Source organism: Aeromonas sp. HMWF017 (assembly GCF_003061465.1).
Lineage (GTDB): Bacteria > Pseudomonadota > Gammaproteobacteria > Enterobacterales > Aeromonadaceae > Aeromonas > Aeromonas veronii.
Window position 1 is genome coordinate 1 of record NZ_QAJD01000131.1, and the last position, 25,361, is coordinate 25,361.

The window sequence follows — 25,361 nt, forward strand, 5'->3', positions numbered from 1 at the left end:
GCAGAACTGGTTCCTCAAGTACGAGCTGCAGACGGTGGAGGGGGTCTCCGAGGTCGCCACCGTGGGCGGCATGGTGCGCCAGTATCAGGTGCGGGTCGACCCGGACAAGCTGCGCGCCTACGGCATCCCGCTCTCCCTTATCGAGACCGCCATCAAGCAGGGCAATCAGGAGACCGGCGCCTCCGTCATCGAAATGGCTGAAGCGGAGTACATGGTCCGCTCCAACGGCTATCTCAAGAGCGTCGAGGATCTGAAACAGATCCCGCTCGGCACCAATGTGCGCGGCGCCCCGCTGCTGCTGGGTGACGTGGCGGACGTAGTCACCGGGCCCCAGAGCCGGCGCGGTCTGGCCGAACTCAACGGCGAAGGGGAAGTGGTAGGCGGCATCATCGTCATGCGCTATGGCGAGAATGCCCAGCACACCATCGACGGGGTCAAGGCGCGGCTCGCCCAGCTGAAAAGCAGCCTGCCGGAGGGGGTGGAGGTGGTCACCGTCTACGATCGATCCGACCTTATCCAGCGCGCCATCGACAACCTCTCCGGAAAGCTGGTGGAGGAGTTCGCGGTGGTGGTGCTGGTCTGCCTCGCCTTCCTGTTCCACATGCGCTCGTCACTGGTGGTGGTCATCTCCCTCCCTATTGCGATTTTGACCGCCTTTATCGTGATGCACCTGCAGGGGATCAACGCCAACATCATGTCGCTCGGCGGCATCGCTATCGCCATCGGCGCCATGGTGGATGGTGCCATCGTGATGATCGAGAACGTCCACAAGCACATGGAGCGGGAGGCACTCACCGACAAGAACCGCTGGCGCATCATCACCGAGGCGAGCATCGAGGTGGGGCCCGCCATCTTCTTCTCCCTGCTCATCATAACCATCAGCTTCCTGCCGGTGTTCGCGCTGGAGGCACAGGAGGGGCGGATGTTCCACCCCCTCGCCTACACCAAGACCTACGCCATGGCGGCGGCGGCCGGGCTCGCCATCACGCTGGTGCCGGTGATCATGGGCTACTTCATCCGTGGCAAGGTGCTGGCGGAGCAGGCCAACCCGCTGAATCGCTGGCTGAGCCAGGGCTATGTGCCACTGCTCAAGACCGTGCTGGCGCGCCCGAAAACCACCCTGGCCATCGCCGCCGTGGTGACGGTGGCGGGCTTCTGGCCGCTCAAGTACCTGGGCTCCGAGTTTATTCCGCCGCTCGATGAGGGGGACATCATGTATATGCCCACCACCGCGGCCAATATCTCGGTGGGCAAGGCGCGGGAGATTTTGCAGCAGACTGACAAGCTCATTCGTACCGTGCCCGAGGTGCAGAATGTGTTTGGCAAGGCGGGCCGCGCCGAATCGGCCACCGACCCCGCCGATCTGGTGATGATGGAGACCAGCATCCAGCTCAAACCCCGCGATCAGTGGCGCCCCGGCATGACCCCGGAGAAGCTCAAAGAAGAGCTCGACTCCCTTATCCGCTTCCCCGGCCTCACCAACGCCTGGGTACCCCCCATCAAGACCCGCATCGACATGCTGGCCACCGGTATAAAGACCCCGGTCGGCATCAAGATTGCGGGGCCCGATCTCAAGGTGATCCAGCAGCTCGGCCAGCAACTGGAGCAGATTGTCGGCAAGGTGGAGGGAGCCTCATCGGTCTACGCCGAGCGAGTAGCCGGTGGCCGCTACGTCAAGGTGGATATCGACCGGCTCAAAGCAGCCCGTTACGGCCTCAACATTGCCGATGTGCAGGCGGTGCTCGCCACCGCGGTGGGCGGCATGGAGGTGGGCCAGACCATCGAGGGGCGCGAGCGCTACCCCATCAACCTGCGCTACCCCCAGAGCTATCGCGATTCGGTAGCCAGTCTGGAGCTGCTGCCGGTGGTGACCCCGAGCGGCGCACGTATCGCGCTGGCGGATGTGGCCCGGGTCTATATCAGCGACGAGGCCCCCATGCTGCGCAGTGAAAACGCGCGCCTCAACGGCTGGGTCTACGTCGATATTCGCGGCCGCGATATCGGCTCTTTTGTAGCTGAGGCCAAGGCCGAGGTGGGCAAGCAGCTGGTGCTGCCGGCGGGCTACGCCCTCACTTGGTCCGGCCAATACGAGTACATGGAACGGGCCAAGGCGCGTCTCGCCTACGTGGTGCCATTAACCGTCGCCATTATCGTGCTGCTGCTCTATCTGGCGTTTCGCCGTATTCAGGAGGTGCTGCTCATTCTCTCCACTTTGCCGCTGGCAGTGGTGGGCGGGATCTGGACCCTCTGGCTGCTCGACTTCAACCTCTCGGTAGCGGTCGGGGTGGGCTTTATCGCCCTGGCGGGAGTGGCGGTGGAGACCGGCGTCTTGATGCTGGTCTACCTCAACCACGCCTGGGATGACCTCATCGCCAGCGGCAAGCCGGACAAGGCGGGCCTGCACCGGGCGGTGATCCACGGCGCCGCCCTGCGCCTGCGCCCCAAGATGATGACGGTAGTGACTATCATTGCCGGCCTGTTGCCCATCATGTGGAGCCACGGCACCGGCTCCGAGGTGATGCAGCGCATCGCCGCCCCCATGATCGGCGGCATGGTGAGCGCGCTGGTGCTGACCCTCTTGGTACTACCCGCCGCCTACTACCTGTGGCGTAGTCGCACCCTACAGCAGCTGACCACCGCGGATCAGCAGGAGCCATCACACTGATGAACAGACCATTTTCAACCAGACAAACAGCAACCCCGTTGCAACTCCATAAGCCAAACAAGGAAACCAGAATGAACTACAAGACGCTGACACTGACCCTGCTGATGGGCCTCGCTACCCACACCAGCCTGCAGGCTGCCGAGATGATGAACCATCAGGGCCACGACATGAGCCAGATGGGGCAAATGGAGGGCATGAGCGAGATGGGCGACATGATGATGACCAAGGGAGTCATCACTCGCATCGATGCGACCAGCAGCAAGGTCGGTATCAAGCACGAAGTCATCGACAACCTCAAGATGCCCGCCATGACCATGGTCTTTCGGGTGGCTGATCCGGCCCAGCTCAAGGATCTGAAGGTGGGGGATGCGGTGCGTTTTCATGCCGAGAACCCGGGTGGCAAGCTCACCATCACCCAAATCCAACCGCAGTAAACACCCGGCTAGCGTGGGGCCGCGCGGATAAGAGAAGAGGGAGGCATCGGCCTCCCTCTTCTCTTGGTCAACTTTTTGGTCAACCCCAGCTGTGCAATGGCAGCTCAGCTGCGGGTTGCCAGCAACTGCTCCACATCTGCAATCACCTGCAATGCCGCCTGCGGGCCACCGCTGGAGGTCCAGAGCGACCCGTCCACGGCGCCAAAACGCTTGGCCTTGATCACCGGCAACTGCTGGAACGCCGGGGTCTGCTCTGCCTGACGCATGGCATCGACCGCATCACCGGTGGCGCTCAGGGTACCGACTACCAGCCAGTCGGCATCCAGCAGGTTGAGGGACTCCAGACTGAGCGCCGGTGAGTGGGGCGCGCCAGTACCCTGCTGCTTGCCCGGACGCACCAGCCCCATCGACTCCACTACGCTGCTGGCAAAGGTGCCCTGATACATAAAGCTCGGCCCCTTGGGGTTCCAGCGCACTATGCTGATGCTCTCCCCCTGATGATTGGCCAGCTTGCTGCGGGCCTGAGTCAACCGCTCGGCATACTGCAGCAAGAAAGTATCCCCTTGCTGGTCGCGGTTGAGGGTGTGGGCGGTGCGGCGGAAGCTATCCTGCCACGGCTCCCCCCACTTGCTGGTCACCACGGTCGGCGCGATCTCCCCCAGCAAGGTAAGCAGTTCGGGACGGGTCTGGCCGGTCAGGATAAGGTCGGGCTCCAGCGCAATCAGCGACTCCAGATTGGGGCTGTCGAGATCGCCGATCACCTGGATCCCCATATCCGCCTTGTTCAGCAAGTAGCGGGGCAAGGTAGGTTGACCACGGCCATTGACGGCGCCGATGGGGGTCAGCCCCAGGGTCAGGGTACTGTCGAGTTCCAGCTCGCTCAGCACCACCACCCGCGTTGGCTGGGCTGGCACCTGCACCTTCTGGCCAAACGCATCGGTCACTTCACGCATCTCCTGCGCCTGAACCAGCGGCGCGGCCAGCATCAGGATGGCTGCTGCCAGGGCGGCAAAACGCTTCATCATCTCACTCCTTCTCGTTGCACGGCCCGGATAATCGGCCGCGTGAATACACTCGGTGGGCCCACAGAACAGGCCCATATGACTCAACTCGCCGAACGCAGGGTGCGGCCATGTTCGTGACGACGGGGCACGATAATGGGCGCCCCGTCGCCGGGGGCATGCAGAATGTCGACACTGGTCTGGTAGAGCTGATCGATCAGGGATTTGGTCACCACCTCCCGGGCCGGGCCCATGGCTGCAATGGTCCCCTCGCCGATGGCGATCAGCTCGTCACAGTAGCGGGCCGCCATCGCCAGATCGTGGATCACCAGCAGCACGGTTTTGCCCTCGGCGGTGATGCGATGGATCGCCTCCATCACCTCGGTCTGGTGACCGATATCGAGGGCACTGGTGGGCTCGTCGAGCAGCACCATGTCGCTGTCCTGCGCCAGGATCATCGCCAGCCAGGCCCGCTGTGCCTGCCCGCCGGAGAGGGACGCAGCGCTCTGCTGCCAGATCCCCTCAAGCTGCATTCGCTCGCAGGCAATACGCACCATGCGGGCATCTTCCTCACCCCACTGATTGAACCAGCCCTGATGAGGGTGGCGGCCATACTGCACCAACTGCTCCACCAGAATGCCGGCAGGCAGGGTCGGCCGCTGGGGCAGATAGGCGAGCTCCCGCGCCAGCCCCTTCATGGGGTAGCTGGCGAGCGGCTTGCCCTTAAGCAGGATCTCGCCGCGTTGGGCTTTCATCTGGCCGGATAACAGCTTGAGCAGGGTCGATTTGCCGCAGCCGTTGGGGCCGACGATCCCCACCAGCTTGCCCCTCGGCACGCTGAAAGAGATGTCCCGCAAAATGGGGGTCTGCTGATAGGCGAAATGGAGGCGATTTACGGTGAGCGTCATCAGTCAGCCCTCTGGCGATCGTTAACGAGAAGAAACAGCAGCAACAGGCCGCCGAGAATGCGGGTCATGATGCCGGTCGCCACCTCGTGGGGGCTGGCCAGCACCCGGACCAGGGTATCGCTGGCAAGCAGCAGCAGGGCGCCGCTAAGCGCCGCCAGCCAGAGCGGCACTACCCGGTCTTTCACCAGCCAGGAGGCAAGAATGGGGGCCGCCATGGCGATAAAGACCACGGGGCCGCCGATGGCGGTGCCGAGTGCCGCCACCAGAATGGCCTGCGCCAGAATGCCCAGTTGCACCCGATCGCCGTTGATACCAAGTCCTCTGGCCATCTCGGGGCCAAAGCGCAGCACCGCCAGCGAGCGGGAGAGATAGACAATCCAGGGGCAGAGCAACAGCAACAGGATGGCGATGGGGGTGATGGTGCTGTAACCCACGGCGATAAAGCTGCCCATATTCCACAGATAAAGAGAGCTCAGGTGCAGCAGGGCCTGAGTGGACATCACAAACTGGCCGAGCGCCTCGAACAGTTCGGAGAGGCCGATACCGATCACCACGAACAGATAGCCCTGCTCACCCGGTTTGCGGCAGAGTGCATAGAGCACCAGCGCCGCGAAGATGGCACCGATGGGGGCAGCCCACCAGGGCCAGCTGCCCACGGTCAGGTAGAGGGAGAAGACGATGATGGCCAGAGAGGCCCCGTTGTTGACCCCCACCATGTCGGGTGTGGCCAGCCGGTTGCGAACCAGAGTCTGCACCAGACAGCCGGAGAGCCCCATGGCCGCCCCCGCCACCACAACCCCAAGGATGCGCGGCAGCCGGATCTTGAACAGGGTGAGCTGCTCAAGCCGGGTCCCCTCCCCCAGCAGGGTGTTGACCACCCCGGCAAAGCCGAGCTTGCCGCCGCCAACGCTCAGGGCCAGCAGAGCAAGCGCCAGCAGCGCCATGGCCAGCAGAGCCAGCCAACGCCAGCTCGGCAGATGGATCAGCAAAGAGCAGTTGCCGGCCCGCAGGCAGAGCATATCGGTAGGTGTGCGCATCAGCCCCTCACTTGACGGTCAGCAGGGTACGAAAGCCCCCGCGATGAACAATGGCGATCAGCACAGGCGCGCCGATCAGGGCCAGAATGACGCCATTCGGCAGCTCGAACGGCTGGATCAGCCAGCGCGCCAGAATGTCGGCCAACAACAGAAACAGCATGCCGAACAGGGCGGAGAAACAGACCTGTACCAACAGCTTCACCGGTTCCACCAATCGGCCACAGTAGGCGGCCAGAAAGCCGACAAAGCCGATGGGACCGGCGATGGCGATGGCACTGGCGGTAAACAGGGTGGCGGCCAACAGCACGCCAATTCGCACCCGGTTAGGGCGGATACCGAGCGCCTGGGCCTGACTGTCCCCCATCTGCATCAGGGTCAGCTGGCGACAGAGCAGCAAGGTGATGACAAACGCCGCCAGCACGAAGGGCAGCACGGCTATGATGGCATCAAGATTGGCCGCCGACAGGGAGCCGAGGTTCCAGAAGCGGTACTGCTCCAGCACCATCTTGTTGGAGAGCAGCAGAAAGCTGGAGAGACCGCCGAAGGTAGCGGAGAGCGCCACCCCGACCAGAATGAGCTTCAGCGGATTGGAGCGGCCAATCATCATGCCAAGCCCCAGCACAATCACGTTACCAAGCAGCGCGCCGAGTCCGGCCCAAAGCAGATAGCCGTAGGCGGACTCCACCCCGAACCAGGTAAGCCCCACCACCAGCGCAAAGACGGCCCCGGCGTTGACCCCCAGCAGGCCGGGCTCCGCCAGCGGGTTGCGGGTCGCGCTCTGCAACAAGGAGGCAGCCAGAGATAAAGAGGCGCCGACCACCATGGCACAGAGGGTGCGCGGCAGTCGCAAGGTATTGAGCACCATGGCGAGCTTCTCGTCACCAGCCCAGCGGGTATCTCCCATCAGGTAGCCGAGTACCTCACGGGCACCATAGACGCCCGCACCGGTGGCGAGCGAAAGATAAAGCAGTACGAACAGGAGGAACAATCCCAGCCAGAACAGCGAGGTCTGGTCTCTAAACACCCTTTAACTCCTTATGATTGCAATGCCATCTTGTTGACACAAAAGCCGTCATCCGAGGTGATACCGTGGCAACAACGGAAGCCCGCCAGTGCGGGCTCCCGTTCAGCCATTACAGCTTGTAGGCCACACCGGCATAGACAGTGCGCCCGTCGAGGATCTGATCGGCCTCGGTGGCAACCCAGTCACGCTTGGTATTGGTCAGGTTGTTGAGCCCGAACTTCAGATCCAGTGCCCGGGTGGCGTTCCAGACTGCCCCGATATCCAGGGTGTGGAATCCGGCGGTGGTCTCATAGGTGGTGCCGCTCATGCGCGGAACCGGCAGGATCTGGCTGCCGGTGTAGTTCCAGCCGAGCTGGGTACTCAGGCTCTCGATGACCTGCCACTCCAGCTTGGCGCTGGCGGTATGCTCCGGCGTCCGATAGAGATCCTTGCCGCTGGTCTTGTCCTCTCCGTCGATCAGGGTGACGTTGCTGGAAAGGGTCAGGGTATCGGTGATATCAAACCAGCCACTCAGCTCCACCCCCTTGATGCGTGCCTTGCTGACGTTCTGATAGGTCATCACCGCCGGACGCCAGGTGGAGGTCCATGCCTCGCTCTGGATCTTGTCCTTGATATCGTTGTGGAAGACGGTAACCCCGGCGCCCCAGAACGAACCATCATAGGCGGTGCCCAGCTCGTAGCTGACGGCGGTTTCCGGCTTCAGATCCGGGTTGCCCACCACAGCGCAGCGACCGCGACAGGCAGCTACCGCATAATCCGGGTTGGACTGGGCAATGGTCGGTGCCTTGAATGCCTTGCCAATCCCGCCCTTGACCACCCAGTTGTCAGTCAGGCTGTAGAGGGCATAACCGCGGGGGCTCAACTCGGTGCCATAGGTCTCGTGGTGATCGACCCGGCCACTCAGTGTCAACGCCAGATCGCCAAAGCCAAACTCATCCTGCAGATAGAGCGCGCTCTGGTTGACGCTGACATCGCCCCCCTTGAGGTTGACGTTATGCTTGAGTTCGGTGATGCGGTACTCGGCACCGCTGGTCAGCAGGTGGCTGCCCAGATTACCGCTCAGCTGGCCATCGAAGGTGTGGTTGGTCTGGCTCACATCGCCGCTGGTCTTGCTCAGCGCCGTCATCAGTTCGGAGTCGTCAAACAGGTCAACCTGCTCGAAGGCATAGCCGACCCGGCTGTCGAACTGCTCCCAACGGCCGACGTGAGTGGCGTTGAGTCCCAGTCGTTCCATCTGCTGGATATTGCGCGGCGTCTGGCCGTAGTTGTTCCAGTGGGCCTCCCGATCGTCTTTGGCGTAGTTCATCCCTACATCCAGATCCTGACGATCATCGATCAACCATTTGACGTTGGAGAGGATCCCCAGCTTTTCACGCTGCTCGATGGCATCGGCCTTGGGGTTGATGCTCTGCTCGCTCTGCCAGGCATCCCTGTGGTTCCCTTCCACCACCAGGTTGGCCAGCAGCTTGTTGTCGATCAGCGCCCCGCCCACATAGGCACTCGCCTTGTTGATATCCCCTCCGTGACCGTCGGTGGGGTCACTGAAGGTATAGGTGGCCGCCGCTTCGGTCTTCTCCCCGGGTTGGCGCAAGATGACATTGACCACCCCACCCAGCGCATCGGCACCGTAGAGGGAGGAGATGGGGCCACGGATCACTTCGATACGCTCGATGGCCGCCATCGGGATGGCGGAGAGATCGAAATCATTGCCATAACCGGAGGTTAGGGCATCGCGGGAGCTGATTCGCCGGCCATTGACCAGCAACAGGGTGTAATCCCCCTCCAGCCCGCGCAACTTGATCTCGCTGCGGCCGTAGCTGGTCGCAGGGCTGATATTGACCCCCGGCAACTGTTTCAGAGCGCCGGTCAGATCATTGACATTGAGCTTGTCGAGCTCGGCCCGGGTCACCACAGAGACGCTGGCCGGGGCGGTCAGCTCGCTGTGCCGGGTTTTACTCGCCGTCACCACCATAGTTTCATGAGCGGTGACAGGCGCAGTCCCTTGGGCCAGAACTGGCAGGGCAAAAAGGGACAACACCAGCGGATGCACTGCAAATCGTCGGGATGATGTACGCATCATCAACACTCCACATAAAACAACCAAGGCCAACACCACCGACATCCCTGTCTGACCTCGCCAGACCCGGTGCAAAGTGATGGAGTTCATTGGCATGAACAGTCGTCCATGCCCCATCACCCCGAACATCAGTGCATTACGGCAGGCCCTGCGTTGTGCTATGCCACTCGCAGCCATCAATAACAAAAGCGCCGTACCGACTGACATCGGGACGGCGCAATACTAAATGCAAATCATTTTTATTTGCAAGAGTGAATCAGGTATTCTTTCGCATCCGCTTAATTATCCATCACATCGTGACGGGTCTGGTGATAGGCCTCTTCACTCTTGCCCCGACGCCAGTACGGCACGGCGTAGAGCGACTGGCGATCCACCTCGAGCACAGACCGAAAATGGCGGCGCAGCGGCAGCACCAACGCCTCTTCCCCACCCAGCCAGAAGAAGCCACCATCGCGCACCAGCGGCAGAGCAATCACATGCTCCAGCAGGCCACTGGACTCGGGCTCACCGACAAACCAGTGACAGCGCACCCCGACCGGTAGCGCCAACGGTTGAGCATCGGCCTGATCCGGCACCAGAATCGCAATTTCCCCTCTGGCATCGGCAGGCATCACCTCACACATCGCCATGATGGCGGGCAAGGCGGTGAGATCCCCCACCAAGCAGTAGTGATCGGCCGATTGCAGCATGGGGTTGGGACCACCCGGCCCGGAGAGGATCACCTTCTCTCCCGGCTTGGCATGGGTAGCAAAGGCGCTGGCGGGCCCGCCGTCACCGTGCAGCACGAAGTCGATATCAATTTCCTGCTCATCACGGCGAAACGCGCGGATGGTGTAGGTGCGGATCACCGGCTTGTCAGCCGGGTCACTCCAGCGCGGGCCGCTCGGGGTCATGGCAGGCAGCACCGGCTCTACCTGATGGGGCTGGGCCAGCATCACCTTGATATGGGCTCCACCGCAGGTAAAGGGATAGTCAGCCAGTTCGCTGCTACCAAAGGTGATGCGACGCAAATGGGGGGTGACCTGGGTAATGGCTTTGACAGTCAGCAGACGGGGACGATTGGGAGGCAGAGATGGGGACACGATGGGGCTCCTCGTTGAGTGTGTCGCCCATGCTACACGCAAATAGGAATTACTATCAAATAAGATTACTTCTCGTCTAATAGCTACAAGCTGGATTCAAACATCCCCAACCACTGGCGCCCACACCCCAATCCAGACATAGGCTTTATGCACGCTAGCTCCATGATTGGGCAAAGAAAGCAGCCGGACAAAGCCACAGTTACAAAGGGTTCCATTTGCTTATTTCGACCATAGTTTTTCGAGATCAAATTTTATTTCCCAATAAGTTTCCTATCCTTAGTGAAGCAGTTAATGTAAGCACAGGATGCCAAACAGGATTGTATGATGGATGACCAGATCCTGATTATTGATGATGACGATCTCTCCCTCCCCGACGCACAGCAAGCGGGCTGGAAGGTGATGATTGTTGACGATGAGCCTGAAGTGCATCGCATCACCAAAATCACCTTGAACAAATTCGAGTTTGACAATCGCCCCATCGATTTTCTGCATGCCTATTCCGCGGCGCAGGCCAAAGAGTTGCTGGCCACTACCTCGGACGTTGCCCTGTTGCTGCTGGACGTGGTGATGGAGGTCGACCACGCCGGCCTCGATGTCGTCAAATACGTCCGTGAAGATCTGCAAAACAAGATGGTACGCATCGTGTTGCGTACCGGCCAACCCGGCCAGGCGCCGGAAGATGACGTGGTCACCAACTACGACATCAACGACTACAAGGATAAAACCGAGCTCACCTCCCAGAAGCTGCGCACCCTGCTGCGGGCCAGCCTGCGATCCTATCGGGATATCCGCACCCTGGAGAGTAACCGCCAGGGGCTGGAAAAAGTTATCGAAGCCTCCAAGGGGATCTTTGAGAAACGGGCCTTGCGCCAGTTTGTCGAAGGCGCCCAGGAGCAGCTCAGCGCCCTGCTCCATCTGGGGGAAACCCAGATATACGACGTCAAGCAATACGCCTATGAGGTGAAGGATCAAATATTGGAGCCCCTGCTCCCCGGCCATCCCGCCATGCTCCTCACAGAAGCGCCGGAGATCCTGCGCCAGGCTATGAGTAAGCGCTGCAACGTCTATAACGCCACCCAGATGGTGCTCTACTGCCAGAATCCGCGCCACCACCTGCTGTTCCACATCGAGACAACCCGCCAGCTCAGCCAGATCGATACCAGTCTGCTGACCCTGTTTACCGAAAACATCATAGTGGCACTGGAGAATATCCGTCTCAATGAGGTGATCGCCGACAACCAGCGGGAGATCATCTATCGCATCGGCGAACTGGTCGAAACCCGTTCCAAAGAGTCAGGACTGCACGTCAAACGGGTCGCACTCTATACCGAACAGTTCTGCCACCTGATGGGCATGAGCGAAGAGCAGAGCGAACTGGTGAAACGCGCCTCGCCGCTCCATGACATTGGCAAGGTGGGTATTCCCGATGCCATCTTGCACAAGCCGGGCAAGCTGACACCGGAAGAGTGGGAGATCATGAAAACCCACGCCCAGCTCGGGCAGGATATGCTCTCCGGTAGCGATCTGGCGCTGTTTCAGATTGGTGCCACCATCGCTGGCAATCACCATGAGAAATGGAATGGCAGTGGCTATCCCCGTGGTCTGAAAGGGACGGATATACCGCTGGAGGGGCGGATTGTGGCGCTGGCTGATGTGTTCGATGCCTTGGGTTCGGATCGCTGCTACAAGAAAGCGTGGCCGCTGGACAAGGTGCTAGCCCTAATTGAAGAGGAGAAGGGGCAGCATTTCGACCCCCAGCTGGTCGAGCTGATGATGGCCAATCTGGACAAGTTCCTCGAGATCCGCGAGCAGAACAAGGATGTCTATATCGGCGAACACTGATAGTCGGCTTGTTCTGTTTATGAACTCAAAAAAACCGCCCTGCTTATCAGGGCGGTTTTCTATATCTGGCATCACGCCACTTCAGTACGAGGGTTACTGCTCTGGCAGATTGAGATCCAGCTTGGCGGCAGGTTGTCCGGCTTGCTGATTCTCGGCCTGCGCAGCGGCCAGAGCACGCTTCAGGGCACGCCGTTTTTGTATCACTACAAACCCGACCCCACCCAATCCCGCAAGCAGCACACCACCACCCGCCAATGCCCAGATCAGCCAGCCCATTTCCTCCTCTGCAGGAGCTTCATGGGTCGCCTCGGCACTGGAGGCCGGTGCGGCGGCCGACACCACCTCTACAGGAGGCGGCGGTGGCGGGAAGACATTGAAGGTTTTCACCGGCAACTCGATTTTCAGCTCACGGCCGAGGCGAGTGGTGCCATAGAGGGTTGCTTTCACCTCATGCTGACCGACCTCCTTGATGTTGGAGAGATCGATATCAAGCTTGGGATCGCTGGCGGTCTCGCTGAACTCGTAGAGGCCGCCCACATTGCTGGTCACACTCCCCTTGACAACCACGGAAGCGGGATCCAGCTCATCACGGTCGATTAGCAGTGAGAGCTTGGCACCCAGCTCATCCGAAGGCGGCGACAAGTTATAGCTGAACGGATAGGGGTAAAGCAGCACATCCTGATAACGGGCACGGACAAACACCTGATTGCCCGTGCTGAACATGGCGCGGTACTTGCCACCGGGAATATCCTGCAGCGTCACCTCCGCCGTCATAATGCCATCGCCCGGCACTTCGTCGAGCCCCTTGCCATCATCGCGATAGTGGCCAAGTACTTGATCCAGCACGACCTCTTTCTTATCGGCATCGCTGAACGATTGCAGCTTGACGGTCATGCCAAGGTCAGAGAGATAGTATTTATCTTTCGGCGGCTGACCATTGATCAGCAACCACGCCTTGAGCTTGACCACCTCCCCCTGATAGAGCTGCATCGGCAGGGCGGCGATATCGAGCCGGATATCGGAGAGAATGCGCACCCGGTTGTCGGGATCCACCTCGCCAATCGCCTGCCAGGGGCCCGGCATGGGATTGCGCAGGGTAATGAGATCATGCTCCGGCAACGCCAGCCAACCCACATCGGCAGGTTTGACCTTGCCCACGTAAAGCTTGCTGCCATCGGGGCGAACCAGGATCACGGACGGGGTGCCCGGCTTGCGCTTGATGATGAAGGTGATCTCCTTCACGCCGTAATCGATGCGAAAGCGGTTATCCAGCAGCGGAATATCGGAAGGGGCAAATACCTCGGTCGCCGTCGCCCCCAGCGAGAGCAATAGCAGCAGACCGGCACACCACTTGCTCATTGCCGCCACAGACAACTTCCTCCTTTCTTATTTACCAGATCCAGTCTCGCCTCGTGCAGGGCCTGAACCTCGGCGCTGGCACGCACCACCTTGAGGGCGGGTCGGTTGCTCTCTAACCGGCGAATACTGGTGTCCTGATTGCTTTCGTTTTCGTTGCTTTCGGTGGCCAGATTGAGTTTGGTCTGGCCGCCGGTCATCAGCAGGTAGACGTCCGCCAGGATCTCCGCATCGAGCAGAGCCCCGTGCAGGGTACGGTGGGAGTTGTCGATACCGTAACGATCGCACAGCACATCCAGGTTGTTGCGCTTGCCGGGGAAGAGATCCCGCGCCATCGCCAGGGTATCTGTGATGGTGCAGATATCCGCCGTCTTGAAGTTGAGTCCGAGCTTGCTGAACTCGTAGTCCATGAAGCTCACGTCAAACGGTGCGTTGTGAGCGATCAATTCGGCGCCGCGGATGAACTCGAGGAATTCGTCGGCAATCTGGCTGAACGACGGTTTGTCACGCAGGAACTCGTCGGTAATACCATGCACCTGGATCGCTTCCGGGTCGACCAGACGATCAGGCTTGATATAGACGTGATAGTGGTTACCGGTCAGCTTGCGGTTGATCACCTCCACACAGCCGATTTCGATAATGCGGTGCCCCAGATAGACAGGGCCGCCCGCCGTATTCATACCTGTGGTTTCAGTATCCAGAATGATCTGGCGATTCAGTTGGGGTGTGTTCATGATCCAATCTATGTCAAACTTCGGCTTTACTTACTCGCTAGTTTACCCCAAGCCTCATGTTAAAACAGATTGATTGCTCATGTTAAAACAGATTGATGTCTATACCGACGGCTCCTGCCTCGGCAATCCGGGCCCGGGTGGTTACGGGGCCGTGATGGTCTACGGCAAGCACCGCAAAGAGATTTCCGCCGGATTCAAGTTGACCACCAATAACCGGATGGAGCTGATGGCCGCCATCATGGGGCTGCGTACCCTCAACGAACCGTGCAAGGTGCGCCTCACTACCGACAGCCAGTATGTCCGCCAGGGGATCACCCAGTGGATCATCGGCTGGAAGAAGAAAGGGTGGATGACCGCCAACCGGCAACCGGTCAAAAACGTCGATCTCTGGAAGGAGCTGGATGCGGAAGTGGGTCGCCACCAGATTGAGTGGCTCTGGGTGAAGGGTCACTCCGGCCACCCGGAGAACGAACGGTGCGACGAGCTGGCCAGAGAGGCCGCCTGCGGCAAGGATCTGGCCGAGGATACCGGCTACCAGCCCTGACGGGCCATTCCCGGTGTGGCGAGGGACTTTGGCAGTTGCCAGCGCCGCCGCACCGGGATCAGTGGAAAGCGCCGTTTACGGGCCGCAATCACGTATACCGATGCAAATGCCCTGCAATAATCCCGCCCGATACTCTCCCGCCACCAACTGTGCCAGCTCTGTTTCCCCATAAACGAGTAACCGAAACGCTCGTCGAACATCACCTCGCATCCCAGCAGATGCAGCCAGTCCGTCACCCGCCCCGGGGTGAACATCCGTGCCGACCAGGGCATTCTGCGCCGCAAGAACGGCACACAGTGACCGATCCCGACCAGACTCATGGGGTTATAACCACTGATGATCAGCCAGCCATCGTCGGTCAGCACCCTTTCGGCTTCGCGCAACACCTGATGAGGATCGGCAGAGAAATCGAGGCAGTGGGCCAGCAGGCAGGCATCGACGCTGCCGGTCCGCACCGGCAGATCGAGGGGATCGCCATACATGTCGAGCAGCCGCCCGCCGGGGGCGACACCGATCTGGTGACGAATGGAGGAGCGTTTGCAGGAGAGTTCGGCGCTCAGAGCGCCAATTTTCAGCAGATGATACCCAAACAGATTGGGACACCAGTTGTCGAGCCGCTCCTGGATCTCGGCCGCCACCCAGTCCCCCATAGGCAATGCAGACCAGCTGGTCGGGATCTCGATTTGTTGTTCGGTACGTGCCACCTGCATAATAGGGCTCAACTCGGGGTTTCGAACGCCATCCTGTTATATAAGATACCCTCCCTAAAGAGAAGCAGACTCATGTATCCAGTGATCACAGTTCCAGCCTTTAATGACAACTACATCTGGTTGATCCGCCACGAAAATCACTGTCTGGTGGTCGATCCGGGCGATGCCGCACCCGTGCTGGAGCGGCTCGAGGCATTGGGGCTGGTGCTCGATGCCATCCTGCTGACCCATCACCATCACGACCATGTCGGGGGCGTCACCGACCTGCTTGCCCACTTCCCCCACGCCCGGCTCTATGGCCCCAAACTTGACCCGATGCCGGATCACCACGGTCAGTGGCTGGAAGATGGCGATCAGATCAACTGGCACGGCCTCGCCCTCGAGGTGATCCATGTGCCCGGGCACACTCGCGGCCACATCGCCTACCACGGCAACGGCATGCTGTTTTGTGGCGATACCCTCTTCTCGGCCGGTTGTGGCCGCCTCTTTGAAGGGACGCCGGAGCAGATGTACCACTCGCTGCAACGACTCGCCGCCCTGCCCGATGAGACACTCATTTATTGTGCCCACGAGTACACCCTCTCCAACCTACGTTTTGCCTATGCGGTCGAGCCGGACAACCCGGCGATCCGCCGCCAGATCGGGCTGATCAGCAAACTGCGGCAACAAGGGCTGCCAAGCCTGCCAACCCGGCTGGGTGACGAACGCACTTTCAACATTTTTCTGCGCTGCGAACAGGATTCAGTGAAATTTTCTGCTGAAAAGCATGGGCTAAAATGCGTGGAAAATCCGGTAGATACCTTCACCATCCTGCGTCAGTGGAAGGACGTTTTTTGAACAAACCTTGATCAGGGGGCCATTGCCCCTTATGATGCGAGCTGTTTTTCCTAAAAATGACCGGAACGAGATGAAGGTACGAACGGCCTTATTGGCAGCGCTGTTGCTCAGCGGCTGCCAAAACCTGAGCCATCAGGATGACCGGGCGCTAACGGCAATCGAGCCGATCAAGTCCCCCCAGGTCAAGAAAAAAGCGCATAAAAAACACTCTTCCCATTTCCTGTTTGGCGATGAACAGCTGGACGAAATGGAAGATACGGACAATCTGTGGGTGCGTATCAGCGATGATATGCAACTGGAAACTCCGGACAACCCGCGCATCCGCCAGCAACGTGAGTGGCTGTTGCGCAATGATAAGCATCTGGCGACCATTGCCAGCCGGGCTGAACCCTACCTCTATCTGATGGTAGAGGAGATTGAACGGCGTGAGCTGCCAATGGAGCTTATTACTGTCCCGATGATCGAGAGCATGTTTGATCCCCATGCCCGATCCCGCAGCAATGCCGTCGGTCTGTGGCAGTTTGTGCCAGCGACAGGCAGAAACTTCGGTCTGCGCCACGACAACTGGTATGACGGACGGCGCGATGTGCTGGCCTCCACCAATGCGGCGCTCGACTATCTGGAATACCTGAACCGCTTCTTTGACGGTGATTGGCTGCAGACGCTAGCCGCCTACAATGCCGGGGAAGGACGGGTTCGCAACGCCATCCAGCGTAACCAGCGCGCAGGCAAACCGACCGACTACTGGTCGCTCGATCTGCCCCGCGAAACCCGGATGTATGTGCCCAAGATCCTCGCCATGGCTGACATGATCAGCAATGCTGACAAGTACAATATCAAGTTGCCGGTGCTCGCCAACGAGCCGAAGCTGCGAGTGGTGGAGACCGGCAGCCAGATCGATCTGAATGTGGCCGCCCAACTGGCAGGTCTGCGCACCTCACAGCTCAAGGAGGTCAATCCGGCCCTGAGCCGTGGTGTGATGTCGCCCCGTGGCCCTTACCGCCTGCTGGTACCAGTAGAGTATGCCGATACCCTGGAGCTGGCACTGGCCGATCTGCCCAAGAGCGAGCGTATTCGTACCCGCTCCTATCAGGTCACCAGTGGCGATACCCTGTCGCGCATCGCCCAGAATCATGGCGTCAGCGTGAACGAGCTGAAGCTGGCCAACAATCTGCGCAGCAACAACCTGCGTCGTGGTCAGCAACTGGTGATCCCGACCCACGGTCAGGTCAGCAGCAAGGCCAGCTCCGCCAGCAAACCGCAGCAGTTGGCAAGCCGTGGCAGCAGCCAGAAGGCCAAGGTCAGTTACAAGGTGCGCTCGGGTGACAACCTGTGGAGCATCAGCCAGGCCCACGGCGTCTCCCACGAAGAGCTCGCCAGGTGGAATGGTCTGAATGCCAAATCGGCGCTCAAGCCAGGCATGAAGCTGGTGGTCTATCCCAAGCAAGGGAAGAAGAGCGACAAATCGATGGTGTATCAGGTTCGCCGTGGCGACTCCATCTCCTCCATCGCAGCTCGCTTCCAGGTGGCCATCAACGATGTGATGCGCTGGAATCAGCTAGATAAAGGGGATTACCTCAAGCCCGGCCAGGAGCTGACCCTGTTTGTGAAGAACAACAGCTAAGCCACACCACTTGAACCCGATAAAAAACGGGGCCAGTCATCTGACTGGCCCCGTTTTTATTACTGCGGCTAACCGCTGCTGTGTCTGAGCCGCAGACTAAAACAATGGCTTGGCGCCACCTGCGGATGCATCACCGCTCTGCAGGCAAAACTATCACCGCTATTCCCAGAGCTTTGTCGGCACCACCATCAGCACGGTGCGCTGACCGATCGCCACATTGGCATTGGGGAAGACCACCGCCTCACGCGGCTTCTCGACCGTGTAGCGAAGCTCGCCATCCTCGGCCAGCACGAACCCTTGGGGGAATTCGGTGAAGTTGTCCACATCGCTGGCGAATAGAAAGCGAAACTGCTCCGATTTTTTGGTGATCACCCGATCGATGGCAAACAGGGTGAAATCATCCGCCCGCCACGGCTCCAGTGCCACTTCATCCTGAGTGACCAGCTCCTGCAGCGCTTGGCGGGTTTCGATAAAGCGGGTCATATCGTTCTCGCCAAACGGGCGCACCTTGCCCAGCTCCACCGTGAAGGCATGGGCCCCATGCTGGCGTGAGCTGTAGTAGCTGAAGGTCGTGGTCGGGCTGGCGGAGAGCAGAATGGTGCGCACCCCGCAGGCGCCGAGGAACTGCACCTGCTCGCGGCAGTGGGGCCGCTCATGGGGAAAGGGGTAGACGGCAAACTTCTCGTGGCGCGAACCGCGAATGGCGGTGTGCAGGTCGTAGTGGTAACGGGGACGAGCCGGATTGGCAAAGAAGCGGCTCACATACTGCTCGAGGCGCATGGCGCGGATCCGCTCCCGATTGCAGAGCCCCTCCCCCTTGCTGTGGGCTCCGGAGAAGAGCCGGTTCATGTTCTCCTCCACCTCCCGCAATCCCAGATTCATCGCCGCCGGATTGCCAAACAGGAACAGCACCCGATGACGGGCGCTCAGCTCGCCTGAGAGCAGACGGCTCAGCAGCTGGTTGCAGATCTCGATGGGGGCAGTCTCGTTGCCGTGGATTCCGCAGGAGAGGACGATATCCTTGCGCCCTCCCGGCTGGCCGCCCGCGCCACTGGCAGGCTCCAGACAGAGCACGCCGGTATCCCAGACGCTGACCCGCGCACCATCGGACAGGGCAAATTCAAAGGGCTCAAGCTGCCACTCATGGCTGCGGGTCAAGGCCAAAAAATCGTGCTGGGGAATCATCCGTCTCACCCTCTTGCGCTGGAATACTATGGCCGGATTATACGCAAGGCATCGCGGCTTAAAATCGTTTTTTAAACAAATTCAAACATTAACGATACAAGTGTGATAACAATCGAACGATGACAGCAATGACGGTAGCGATGTGGAATAAAGAGGATAGGAAAAAGGATCAATAAATAACGGGGGGAAAACGGGGGATATAAAACAGACAATGACAGACTTGGCGGCCGTGCGCCACAGGGGCAGAGCAGCAAACGACTCAGCAGAAAAACAAGGCATCCATGCCCGGTTGATCAACCACGCCAGAACGGCTTGGTGGTCTCTTGATAACGGTCAGCTTCGTTCAGGCCGATGTCTTTGAGCAGGTACTCGGGCAGCTCGGAGAGCTGACGACGGCTACGGCTGCGCTCCAGCCAGGTCAGAACGGTCATTTTAACGCGAGCAACCAGATTCAATTGGCTGGAATGCTGGTAACCGGTTTCGGTATAAGTCATGTTGGCCATGATGTGGCTCCTCTGAATATTTGTTTACGCACTGGGCTTTATTTGATGCGCAAAGCTTAGTCAGGGAGTCAGACCGACTCAATTGACGAATTTTGATACGTTACATTAGTAAATCTAATGTCTAAAAACGGCAGGATTTAATTTTAACGCTTTGATTTTAAACAAATAATTATTTTAACGGTTGGCCAGCAGAGTCGCACAGCATATTGTGCTGCATGGCACCCATCTATATATGCATTTTACTGCTTTACATATGCAGGGGTGGACAAGGTGTGAACAGCTGACAACAGCGGAGTTACACATCATTGTTAATTTAATGATCTTGTGGTGATCTTTATTTAACACCCTGAAACATAAATAAAACCATCACCACATCCCCATTCAGAGGCGCACATTGCCCCCTCCTCAAAGTGCCTCTTGGCACTCCAATCGCATGCTGGTATGTTTATTTATACAGTAGTTTTGCTCCCCGCAGCGATGTCATACCTGATGTCGTCAACAGCGGGTCAGACCACAGGATCATCGATGGATACCTTTACCCCGACCGCCGCCCTGCGTCAAAAGATGGCCGCCATTGAAGCCTCTCTCAACCAGCTGGCCGATCTGCTTTGCCAGCTCGACCTGCAGGAGGCCCATGTCTATCCTCTCCCCCCGGTTGCACAGGGGGAAGAGCACGACCCGATCGAGCAAATTGAGGTGGGCTATCTCAACGGTGAAGCCGCGCTGGCGGCCACCCTCGCCGCCTATCGGGATCACAGCGCCCGCCCCGGCTGCTCCACCAAGGCGACTCACCGGTTGCCCGGCTGGTTGCGCTTTCCTGCCGCCGCCGCTCCGTTGATCCAACCGCTGGTTGAGGAGATCAACCAGCACAAGCTCGATTTCAAGGCGCTGGTGCAGCAGGCGGGGGGACGGGACGAGAAGTTCGAGCTGGTACATACCGCCCTGCCCGGAGTGATCACCTTGCAGGTCTACCGCAAACTGACCCTGTTGGCAGGGGAGCTGCAATCCCTTGGCTTTACCTGGGCTGACAAGCAGACCATCAATCGCCTAAGTCGCGAGCAGGTGCTTGAGATGCTGGAGCGCAGCCGCCGCTATATACCGGCCCTCTCCAACAACGAGGAGTGGAGCAAGATGGTGGATCAGGAGGTGTACGACATTCGCCGCCTGCCGGCCGATGCCGAGCTGCGGATCCGTCGCCCGGTCAAGACCCACCCGATGATCAACCTGCTCTGGCTGGAGCGCACCCCGCGCAAGCAGCAGATCAAGGCGAGCCTGCCTCTGCTGCTCTGCTCGGATACCCCGCCCGCGGTCACCCATCTGGGCAACTATCCCCCCAAGAGCCGACAGGCTCGGCGAGATCGCAAGATTGGCGGCGAGCCCATCATCGAGCGGCTGCACCTCTATCTCTATCAGGGGTGACTGGATCAGGGATAGCTGGTTCAGGGATAACTGCGCCGCCTTGCCGCCATAAACGAGTATTCCGCATCTGCGTCCCAAACGAGAAAAGGGAGAACATCTCTGGATGTTCTCCCCTTTTCTGTATCGATAGACGGTATGTAAGGCGGCGTCGCCAATCAGCCCATCAGCAGGGCCCGCAGGCTCTCCACATCCAGCCCGCGCACCTCGGACTGGCCGCTCAGCAGGCCATCGGCCAGCGCCCGCTTCTCGTCGTGCAGGGCGACGATCTTCTCCTCCACCGTCTGCTCGCACACCAGCCGGTACACGGTCACCGGCTGGGTCTGGCCCATCCGGTGCGCCCGATCGCTCGCCTGATCTTCCACCGCCGGGTTCCACCAGGGATCGAGGTGTAGCACGGTATCGGCCTGGGTGAGGTTGAGGCCGGTCCCCCCTGCCTTGAGGCTGATGAGGAACAGCGGCACCTCCTCATGGCGAAAACGCAGGATGGAGTCCTGACGGGACTTGGCGGAGCAGCCCCCATCCAGATAGCAGTAATCCCAGGATTTCTGCTCGATGCGGGCTCGCAGCAGGCTCAGCAGATCGACAAACTGGCTGAACACCAGCACCCGATGACCACCGTCAATAGCCTCTTCCAGCAGGGCCATCGCCTCGTCCAGCTTGCTGCTGGTTTGCGACCACTCGGGCATCACCAGTTCCGGCGAACAGCAGAGCCGGCGCAGTCGGGTTAACCCGCTCAACACGTGCATCAGGGCGCGCCCATCGGCACTTTGCACCTGCTGCACCACTTCCCGCCGGGTCGCCTCGTAGAGCTGACGCTCCTCGGGGGAGAGGCTGATGTGGTGGATGATCTCGGTCTTGTCCGGCAGCTCGGTCAGCACCTGCTGCTTGAGACGGCGCAGGATAAAGGGGCTGATCACCGCCCGCAGCAGCGCCATGTGCTGGGGATCCTTGACCGCCTTGCCAAAGCGACGCTTGAACTCGCCAAGGCTGCCGAGCAGCCCCGGGTTGATAAAGGTGAAGAGGCTCCACAGCTCCCCCAGATGGTTCTCGATGGGGGTGCCGGAGAGGGCGAGGCGAAAATCGCCGTCGAGCTGGAACAACAGCTTGGCGCGCTGGGTGCCAGCGTTTTTGATCTGCTGCGCCTCATCAAGCACCATGGAGGACCAGCGGCGGGACTTGAGCGCCTCCGCCAGACTGCCGAGCATGCCGTAGTTGATGAGGATCACCTGACCGGCCTTGGCCTCGCGAATAATCCCCTCCCGCTCGGCCGGATTCTCGAACACCACCACATCAAGCTCGGGGGCGAAACGGGCCACCTCCTCCTGCCAGTTGGTGACCACTGACTTGGGCACCACCACCAGCGCAGGGCCAAGGTGCTGGCGCATCCGCAGCACGATAAGCGCCTGCAGCGTCTTGCCCAGACCCATGTCATCGGCCAGACAGGCACCAAAACCGTGATGGGACAGGGTCGCCATCCAGCGCACCCCCTCTTTCTGATAGTCCCGCAGGGAGGTAAGCAGCTCGTCCGGGCAATCGACCTCCTGCTGCCACTCCTGCTGCAGGGATTGCCACGCCGCATCCCCTTCGGTGGTAATGACCGAGAGCAGACGAGTGAGCGGATAGGCCAGCTTGTTGTTGATGCGCTGCTCTTCATCGAGCATGGCCCCCAGCATGGTGAGCCGCTCCACCAGCTTGTCGCTCAGCATCAGGCTGGTCTTCTCGTCGAGCTGAACGGTGCGCTGCCCCGGGGTCATCTGGCGCAGAATAAGGCGCAGATCGAGGATCTGGTGCTCATCGAGGGCCAGCGCCCCTTCGACCTGGAACCAGTCCTGCCGCCGCTCGATGCGCAGGCTCAGAGCCGCTTCATCGAGGCTCTTGAGGCGAGCGCTGTCCTGATGCCAGTGAATGACCACACCGGCATCCACTAGCTCGGGCAGGGCATTGACCAGCGCCAGCGCCTGTTCCCCCTGCAGCAGCCACTCGCTGCCGGGCAGGCCGATGGGCAATTGATTGCGCAGCAACTGGGCCTGCAGCTTCTCGGCCCCGAGATCCCGCTGCCAGTAGTGATACGCCTTGATCCCCTGCCGCACGATCGCCTCCCCCTTGCCAAGGGGCTGGGGCGGCAGTTCCTCAAAGCGGGTCACCAGCTTGACCGCCAGCTGACCATCCTGCCAATCCAGTTGCACCGAAGGAATGCCCGGCCAGGGAGCCAATTCGGCGTTGCCGCTAAGCCCCGCAACCTGACTGTGCCAGGGCAGCTCGGGAATGGCGTCCAGGGTGCGTTGCAGCTCGGCCAGCCCCTCGGCGGGCAGCAGCGGGATGGATTCGAGCGCTGGCAAGCGGTCGAGCAGCGGCTGCGGGGTGAGGATCAGCTGCCACAGGTCCTGCGCCAGCGGCATGATATGGGCCCCGCGGGCGGCCGCATCGGGGCAGAGCTGCGCGCTCATCCCCTGTTCGGTAGCCACCACCTGCAGCAGGGGGGCACTGATGGCCAGTTGCAGCTTCTGCCCCTTGGCGTTGAACAAGCGGGGGTGATCGGCCAGCGGCGCCCAGACATCCCGCGGCAGTCGTCCCATCACCCGTGGCAGGGTGCGAACCAGTGCCCAGTCGTGCTCATCGAGCATGGCTGCATACTGGGTAGAGAGCAGGGCCGGATCGACCCGGCGACCGGCGGTCCACTCCCCCTTGGTACTCAGCTTCTGGATCTTGCACTCCAGCTCGGGACCATCGGCATGGAGCAGCCACACCAACCGCTCCTGCGGCTTGCGTACGCCACTGGAGCGTCCCAGTCCCTGCAACCAGTTGAGCCAGCTGGCAGAGGCCGCGGTTTTGTCCTCGTCCCCGTCATCATCCTGCTCGTCACTGCCCTCTTGCGCACTCTCCTCACTGCCGCGCAGTTGGCACAGGGGCGCCCCTTTGGCCGCCTCGCCCAACAAGATGCGCAGCAGATCCTGACAAAAGGCCATCAGGCGATGATGGGGTTCGGCATCGAGCAGATGGGAGAGATCCCACTTGTGCAACATGGCCACCTGCGGGCTCTGGGCTCCGTGACGGGCCAGCGCACAGAGATCGAGCCAGAGATAGCCCCAGTGGAGCTCCTCCACCGGCAGTTGCAGGGTATCGAACAGGCCGACCGCCTGACCGTAGCGATCGCCCGCCCACTGGCTGAGCAAGTCGGCAAGCAGGGGGAACTGACCAGTCAGGCTGCGCTGCCACTTCTTGCGCTGTTCGCTGGCGATGACGGGATCGGCCTGCTGCAACCAGCCAAGCCAGAGCAGGGCGCTGAATGAACGGGGCCATTGGCCCGCCTCGCCCTCATCGGTTGCCTGCCACTGGCCCAGCGCGGTGAGCAGTCGCTCGCCAAGCGGGCCGCTCTGGCTCTGCTGGGCCAACGCCTGCAGGGCTGGCCAGCCGGGGGCGGCATCCTTGTCCTCGCCGGTTGGCGATGTGCTCTCGCCATCCCCGCAGAGCCAGCGCCACTCCGCCTCGAACGCTTTGGCCCGAGCCTGCACCTCGGGGGCACAGCGCACCAGCGCATTGGCCAGCGGCCAGCGCTCTTCATAGGGGGCATCGAGCAAGAGTTGCAGCGAGAAGTGCTCCAGCAACATTTGCTGCCAGGCGGGGCTGGAGCCCGCCAGCAACTGGTGAGCGTCCGGGGTATCGAGCAGGGTGAGCAGATCGCTGGCCGAGAAATAGGTGGGGATCTCTCCCGCCTTGCCGCGGCAGAGCTCGCGCACCACCGCATGGGTAAGATCCTGCCCGGTCAATGAGGGCACCCGACTCCAGTCCGGCGCCGGGCAGAGACCGGCACGCACCCCCAGGATCAGCGCCAGCGTCCCCTCGGCGGTCAGGCTCCACTGCTGCTCCCCGCGCAATCTGACCAGCCCCGCATCCTGCAGTCGGGTCAGTTTATCGATCAGGGCATGGCCTATCGCCAGTTGTTCTTGCAGCAAACGGGTACTGGCAACGCGCTGCAATTGCAGGGTGGCGAGCAGGGCATAACTATCCGAAGAGAGGGTGGACGCAGACATCAAGACTCACGGGCAAGTGCAAAAGCGGAATTTTAACGGTAAAGCGCCAGCGGCTCGACCCTTTACCGTGAAATAACTCAAAAAAAAACGGCCATCCATGATGACCGTCGAAAGTAACGAAGGAAATAGCCGGATCATCCGGTTACCTCCCACAGCGGGAAAATCGGGAGCGCTAGCCCCTAATTCGTGGAGCCAATGCTAGAGGTTGGCGCCCGAAAAAGCTTTGAAGCGGATCACAGTTGAAAAGGATTTCTGAAAACGGTTTCAATTTTTAGCGGCAAAAAATCATGATTTCGCGCCAAATGAGCCATGTCCCAATCCCTCCTGCTCACCCGGCACAAGCGGTGA

General features: G+C 60.3%; 19 protein-coding genes. 7 read left to right on the forward strand and 12 right to left on the reverse strand.

Annotated features, from left to right (window positions below; translation table 11 throughout):
- Both DBR30_RS12645 and DBR30_RS12650 read left to right on the forward strand, forming a co-directional pair.
- Positions 1-2,665: efflux RND transporter permease subunit (locus DBR30_RS12645; RefSeq protein ID WP_108588371.1), on the forward strand; the 2,665-nt coding region annotated here is incomplete at its 5' end.
- A gap of 71 nt (positions 2,666-2,736) precedes the next feature.
- The gene (locus tag DBR30_RS12650) at positions 2,737-3,099 is read left to right on the forward strand and encodes a copper-binding protein (RefSeq protein WP_108541979.1); all 363 of its coding nucleotides are present in this window, start codon (positions 2,737-2,739) and stop codon (positions 3,097-3,099) included.
- Positions 3,100-3,203: 104 nt separating this feature from the next.
- On the opposite strand, the gene DBR30_RS12655 is transcribed toward DBR30_RS12650, so the two are convergent.
- From DBR30_RS12655 to DBR30_RS12680, 6 genes are all read right to left on the reverse strand, one after another.
- Positions 3,204-4,121 (reverse strand): ABC transporter substrate-binding protein, encoded by a 918-nt coding sequence (locus DBR30_RS12655; protein ID WP_108541978.1) that lies wholly within the window; start codon positions 4,119-4,121, stop codon positions 3,204-3,206.
- Between the two features lie 83 nt (positions 4,122-4,204).
- Positions 4,205-5,008 (reverse strand): ABC transporter ATP-binding protein, encoded by an 804-nt coding sequence (locus DBR30_RS12660; protein WP_042055512.1) that lies wholly within the window; start codon positions 5,006-5,008, stop codon positions 4,205-4,207.
- Positions 5,008-6,045 carry a FecCD family ABC transporter permease gene (locus DBR30_RS12665; protein ID WP_108541977.1) on the reverse strand — a complete coding sequence of 346 codons (1,038 nt, stop codon included), beginning with the start codon at positions 6,043-6,045 and terminating at the stop codon, positions 5,008-5,010. The genes DBR30_RS12660 and DBR30_RS12665 overlap by 1 nt, the downstream gene beginning before the upstream one ends.
- Positions 6,046-6,052: 7 nt before the next feature.
- On the reverse strand, positions 6,053-7,069 hold the full coding sequence (locus tag DBR30_RS12670) for a FecCD family ABC transporter permease (protein ID WP_108541976.1): 1,017 nt from the start codon (positions 7,067-7,069) through the stop codon (positions 6,053-6,055).
- 109 nt (positions 7,070-7,178) lie between these two features.
- On the reverse strand, positions 7,179-9,146 hold the full coding sequence (locus DBR30_RS12675) for a TonB-dependent receptor domain-containing protein (protein ID WP_108542006.1): 1,968 nt from the start codon (positions 9,144-9,146) through the stop codon (positions 7,179-7,181).
- Between the two features lie 278 nt (positions 9,147-9,424).
- Entirely contained in the window at positions 9,425-10,228 is an 804-nt protein-coding gene (locus tag DBR30_RS12680; RefSeq protein WP_108541975.1) for a siderophore-interacting protein, read from the reverse strand.
- Positions 10,229-10,552: 324 nt separating this feature from the next.
- Between DBR30_RS12680 and DBR30_RS12685 the strand changes: the two genes are divergently transcribed.
- Positions 10,553-12,070, forward strand: coding sequence for an HD domain-containing phosphohydrolase (locus DBR30_RS12685; protein ID WP_108541974.1), 1,518 nt, complete (start codon positions 10,553-10,555; stop codon positions 12,068-12,070).
- A gap of 93 nt (positions 12,071-12,163) precedes the next feature.
- Here the strand turns inward: DBR30_RS12685 and DBR30_RS12690 are convergent, their stop codons facing one another.
- Complete coding sequence (locus DBR30_RS12690; RefSeq protein ID WP_108588372.1) at positions 12,164-13,429, reverse strand: TIGR03503 family protein; 1,266 nt, start codon at positions 13,427-13,429, stop codon at positions 12,164-12,166.
- The gene (gene dnaQ / locus DBR30_RS12695) at positions 13,426-14,160 is read right to left on the reverse strand and encodes a DNA polymerase III subunit epsilon (protein ID WP_108541973.1); all 735 of its coding nucleotides are present in this window, start codon (positions 14,158-14,160) and stop codon (positions 13,426-13,428) included. The genes DBR30_RS12690 and dnaQ overlap by 4 nt, the downstream gene beginning before the upstream one ends.
- 79 nt (positions 14,161-14,239) lie before the next feature.
- Between dnaQ and rnhA the strand changes: the two genes are divergently transcribed.
- Entirely contained in the window at positions 14,240-14,704 is a 465-nt protein-coding gene (gene rnhA, locus DBR30_RS12700) for a ribonuclease HI (RefSeq protein WP_005353268.1), read from the forward strand.
- Here rnhA and DBR30_RS12705 read toward each other — a convergent pair.
- Entirely contained in the window at positions 14,692-15,414 is a 723-nt protein-coding gene (locus DBR30_RS12705) for a methyltransferase domain-containing protein (RefSeq protein ID WP_033138893.1), read from the reverse strand. The genes rnhA and DBR30_RS12705 overlap by 13 nt on opposite strands.
- A gap of 72 nt (positions 15,415-15,486) precedes the next feature.
- Between DBR30_RS12705 and gloB the strand changes: the two genes are divergently transcribed.
- Together gloB and DBR30_RS12715 are read left to right on the forward strand one after the other, a co-directional pair.
- Positions 15,487-16,251: a hydroxyacylglutathione hydrolase gene (gene gloB, locus DBR30_RS12710; RefSeq protein WP_005337817.1), complete on the forward strand. Its 765-nt coding sequence runs from the start codon at positions 15,487-15,489 to the stop codon at positions 16,249-16,251.
- Between the two features lie 70 nt (positions 16,252-16,321).
- The gene (locus tag DBR30_RS12715; protein ID WP_108541971.1) at positions 16,322-17,875 is read left to right on the forward strand and encodes a LysM peptidoglycan-binding domain-containing protein; all 1,554 of its coding nucleotides are present in this window, start codon (positions 16,322-16,324) and stop codon (positions 17,873-17,875) included.
- A 159-nt stretch (positions 17,876-18,034) separates the two neighbouring features.
- Here the strand turns inward: DBR30_RS12715 and astE are convergent, their stop codons facing one another.
- Positions 18,035-19,060 carry a succinylglutamate desuccinylase gene (astE, locus tag DBR30_RS12720; RefSeq protein ID WP_108541970.1) on the reverse strand — a complete coding sequence of 342 codons (1,026 nt, stop codon included), beginning with the start codon at positions 19,058-19,060 and terminating at the stop codon, positions 18,035-18,037.
- A gap of 293 nt (positions 19,061-19,353) precedes the next feature.
- Positions 19,354-19,563, reverse strand: coding sequence for a DUF1127 domain-containing protein (locus tag DBR30_RS12725; RefSeq protein ID WP_005337823.1), 210 nt, complete (start codon positions 19,561-19,563; stop codon positions 19,354-19,356).
- 525 nt (positions 19,564-20,088) lie between these two features.
- Here DBR30_RS12725 and DBR30_RS12730 point away from each other — a divergent pair.
- Positions 20,089-20,982, forward strand: coding sequence for a DNA replication terminus site-binding protein (locus DBR30_RS12730; protein WP_108541969.1), 894 nt, complete (start codon positions 20,089-20,091; stop codon positions 20,980-20,982).
- A gap of 155 nt (positions 20,983-21,137) precedes the next feature.
- On the opposite strand, the gene DBR30_RS12735 is transcribed toward DBR30_RS12730, so the two are convergent.
- Positions 21,138-25,013, reverse strand: a complete 3,876-nt coding sequence (locus DBR30_RS12735) for a DEAD/DEAH box helicase (protein ID WP_108541968.1) — start codon at positions 25,011-25,013, stop codon at positions 21,138-21,140.
- Positions 25,014-25,361 lie beyond the last annotated feature (348 nt).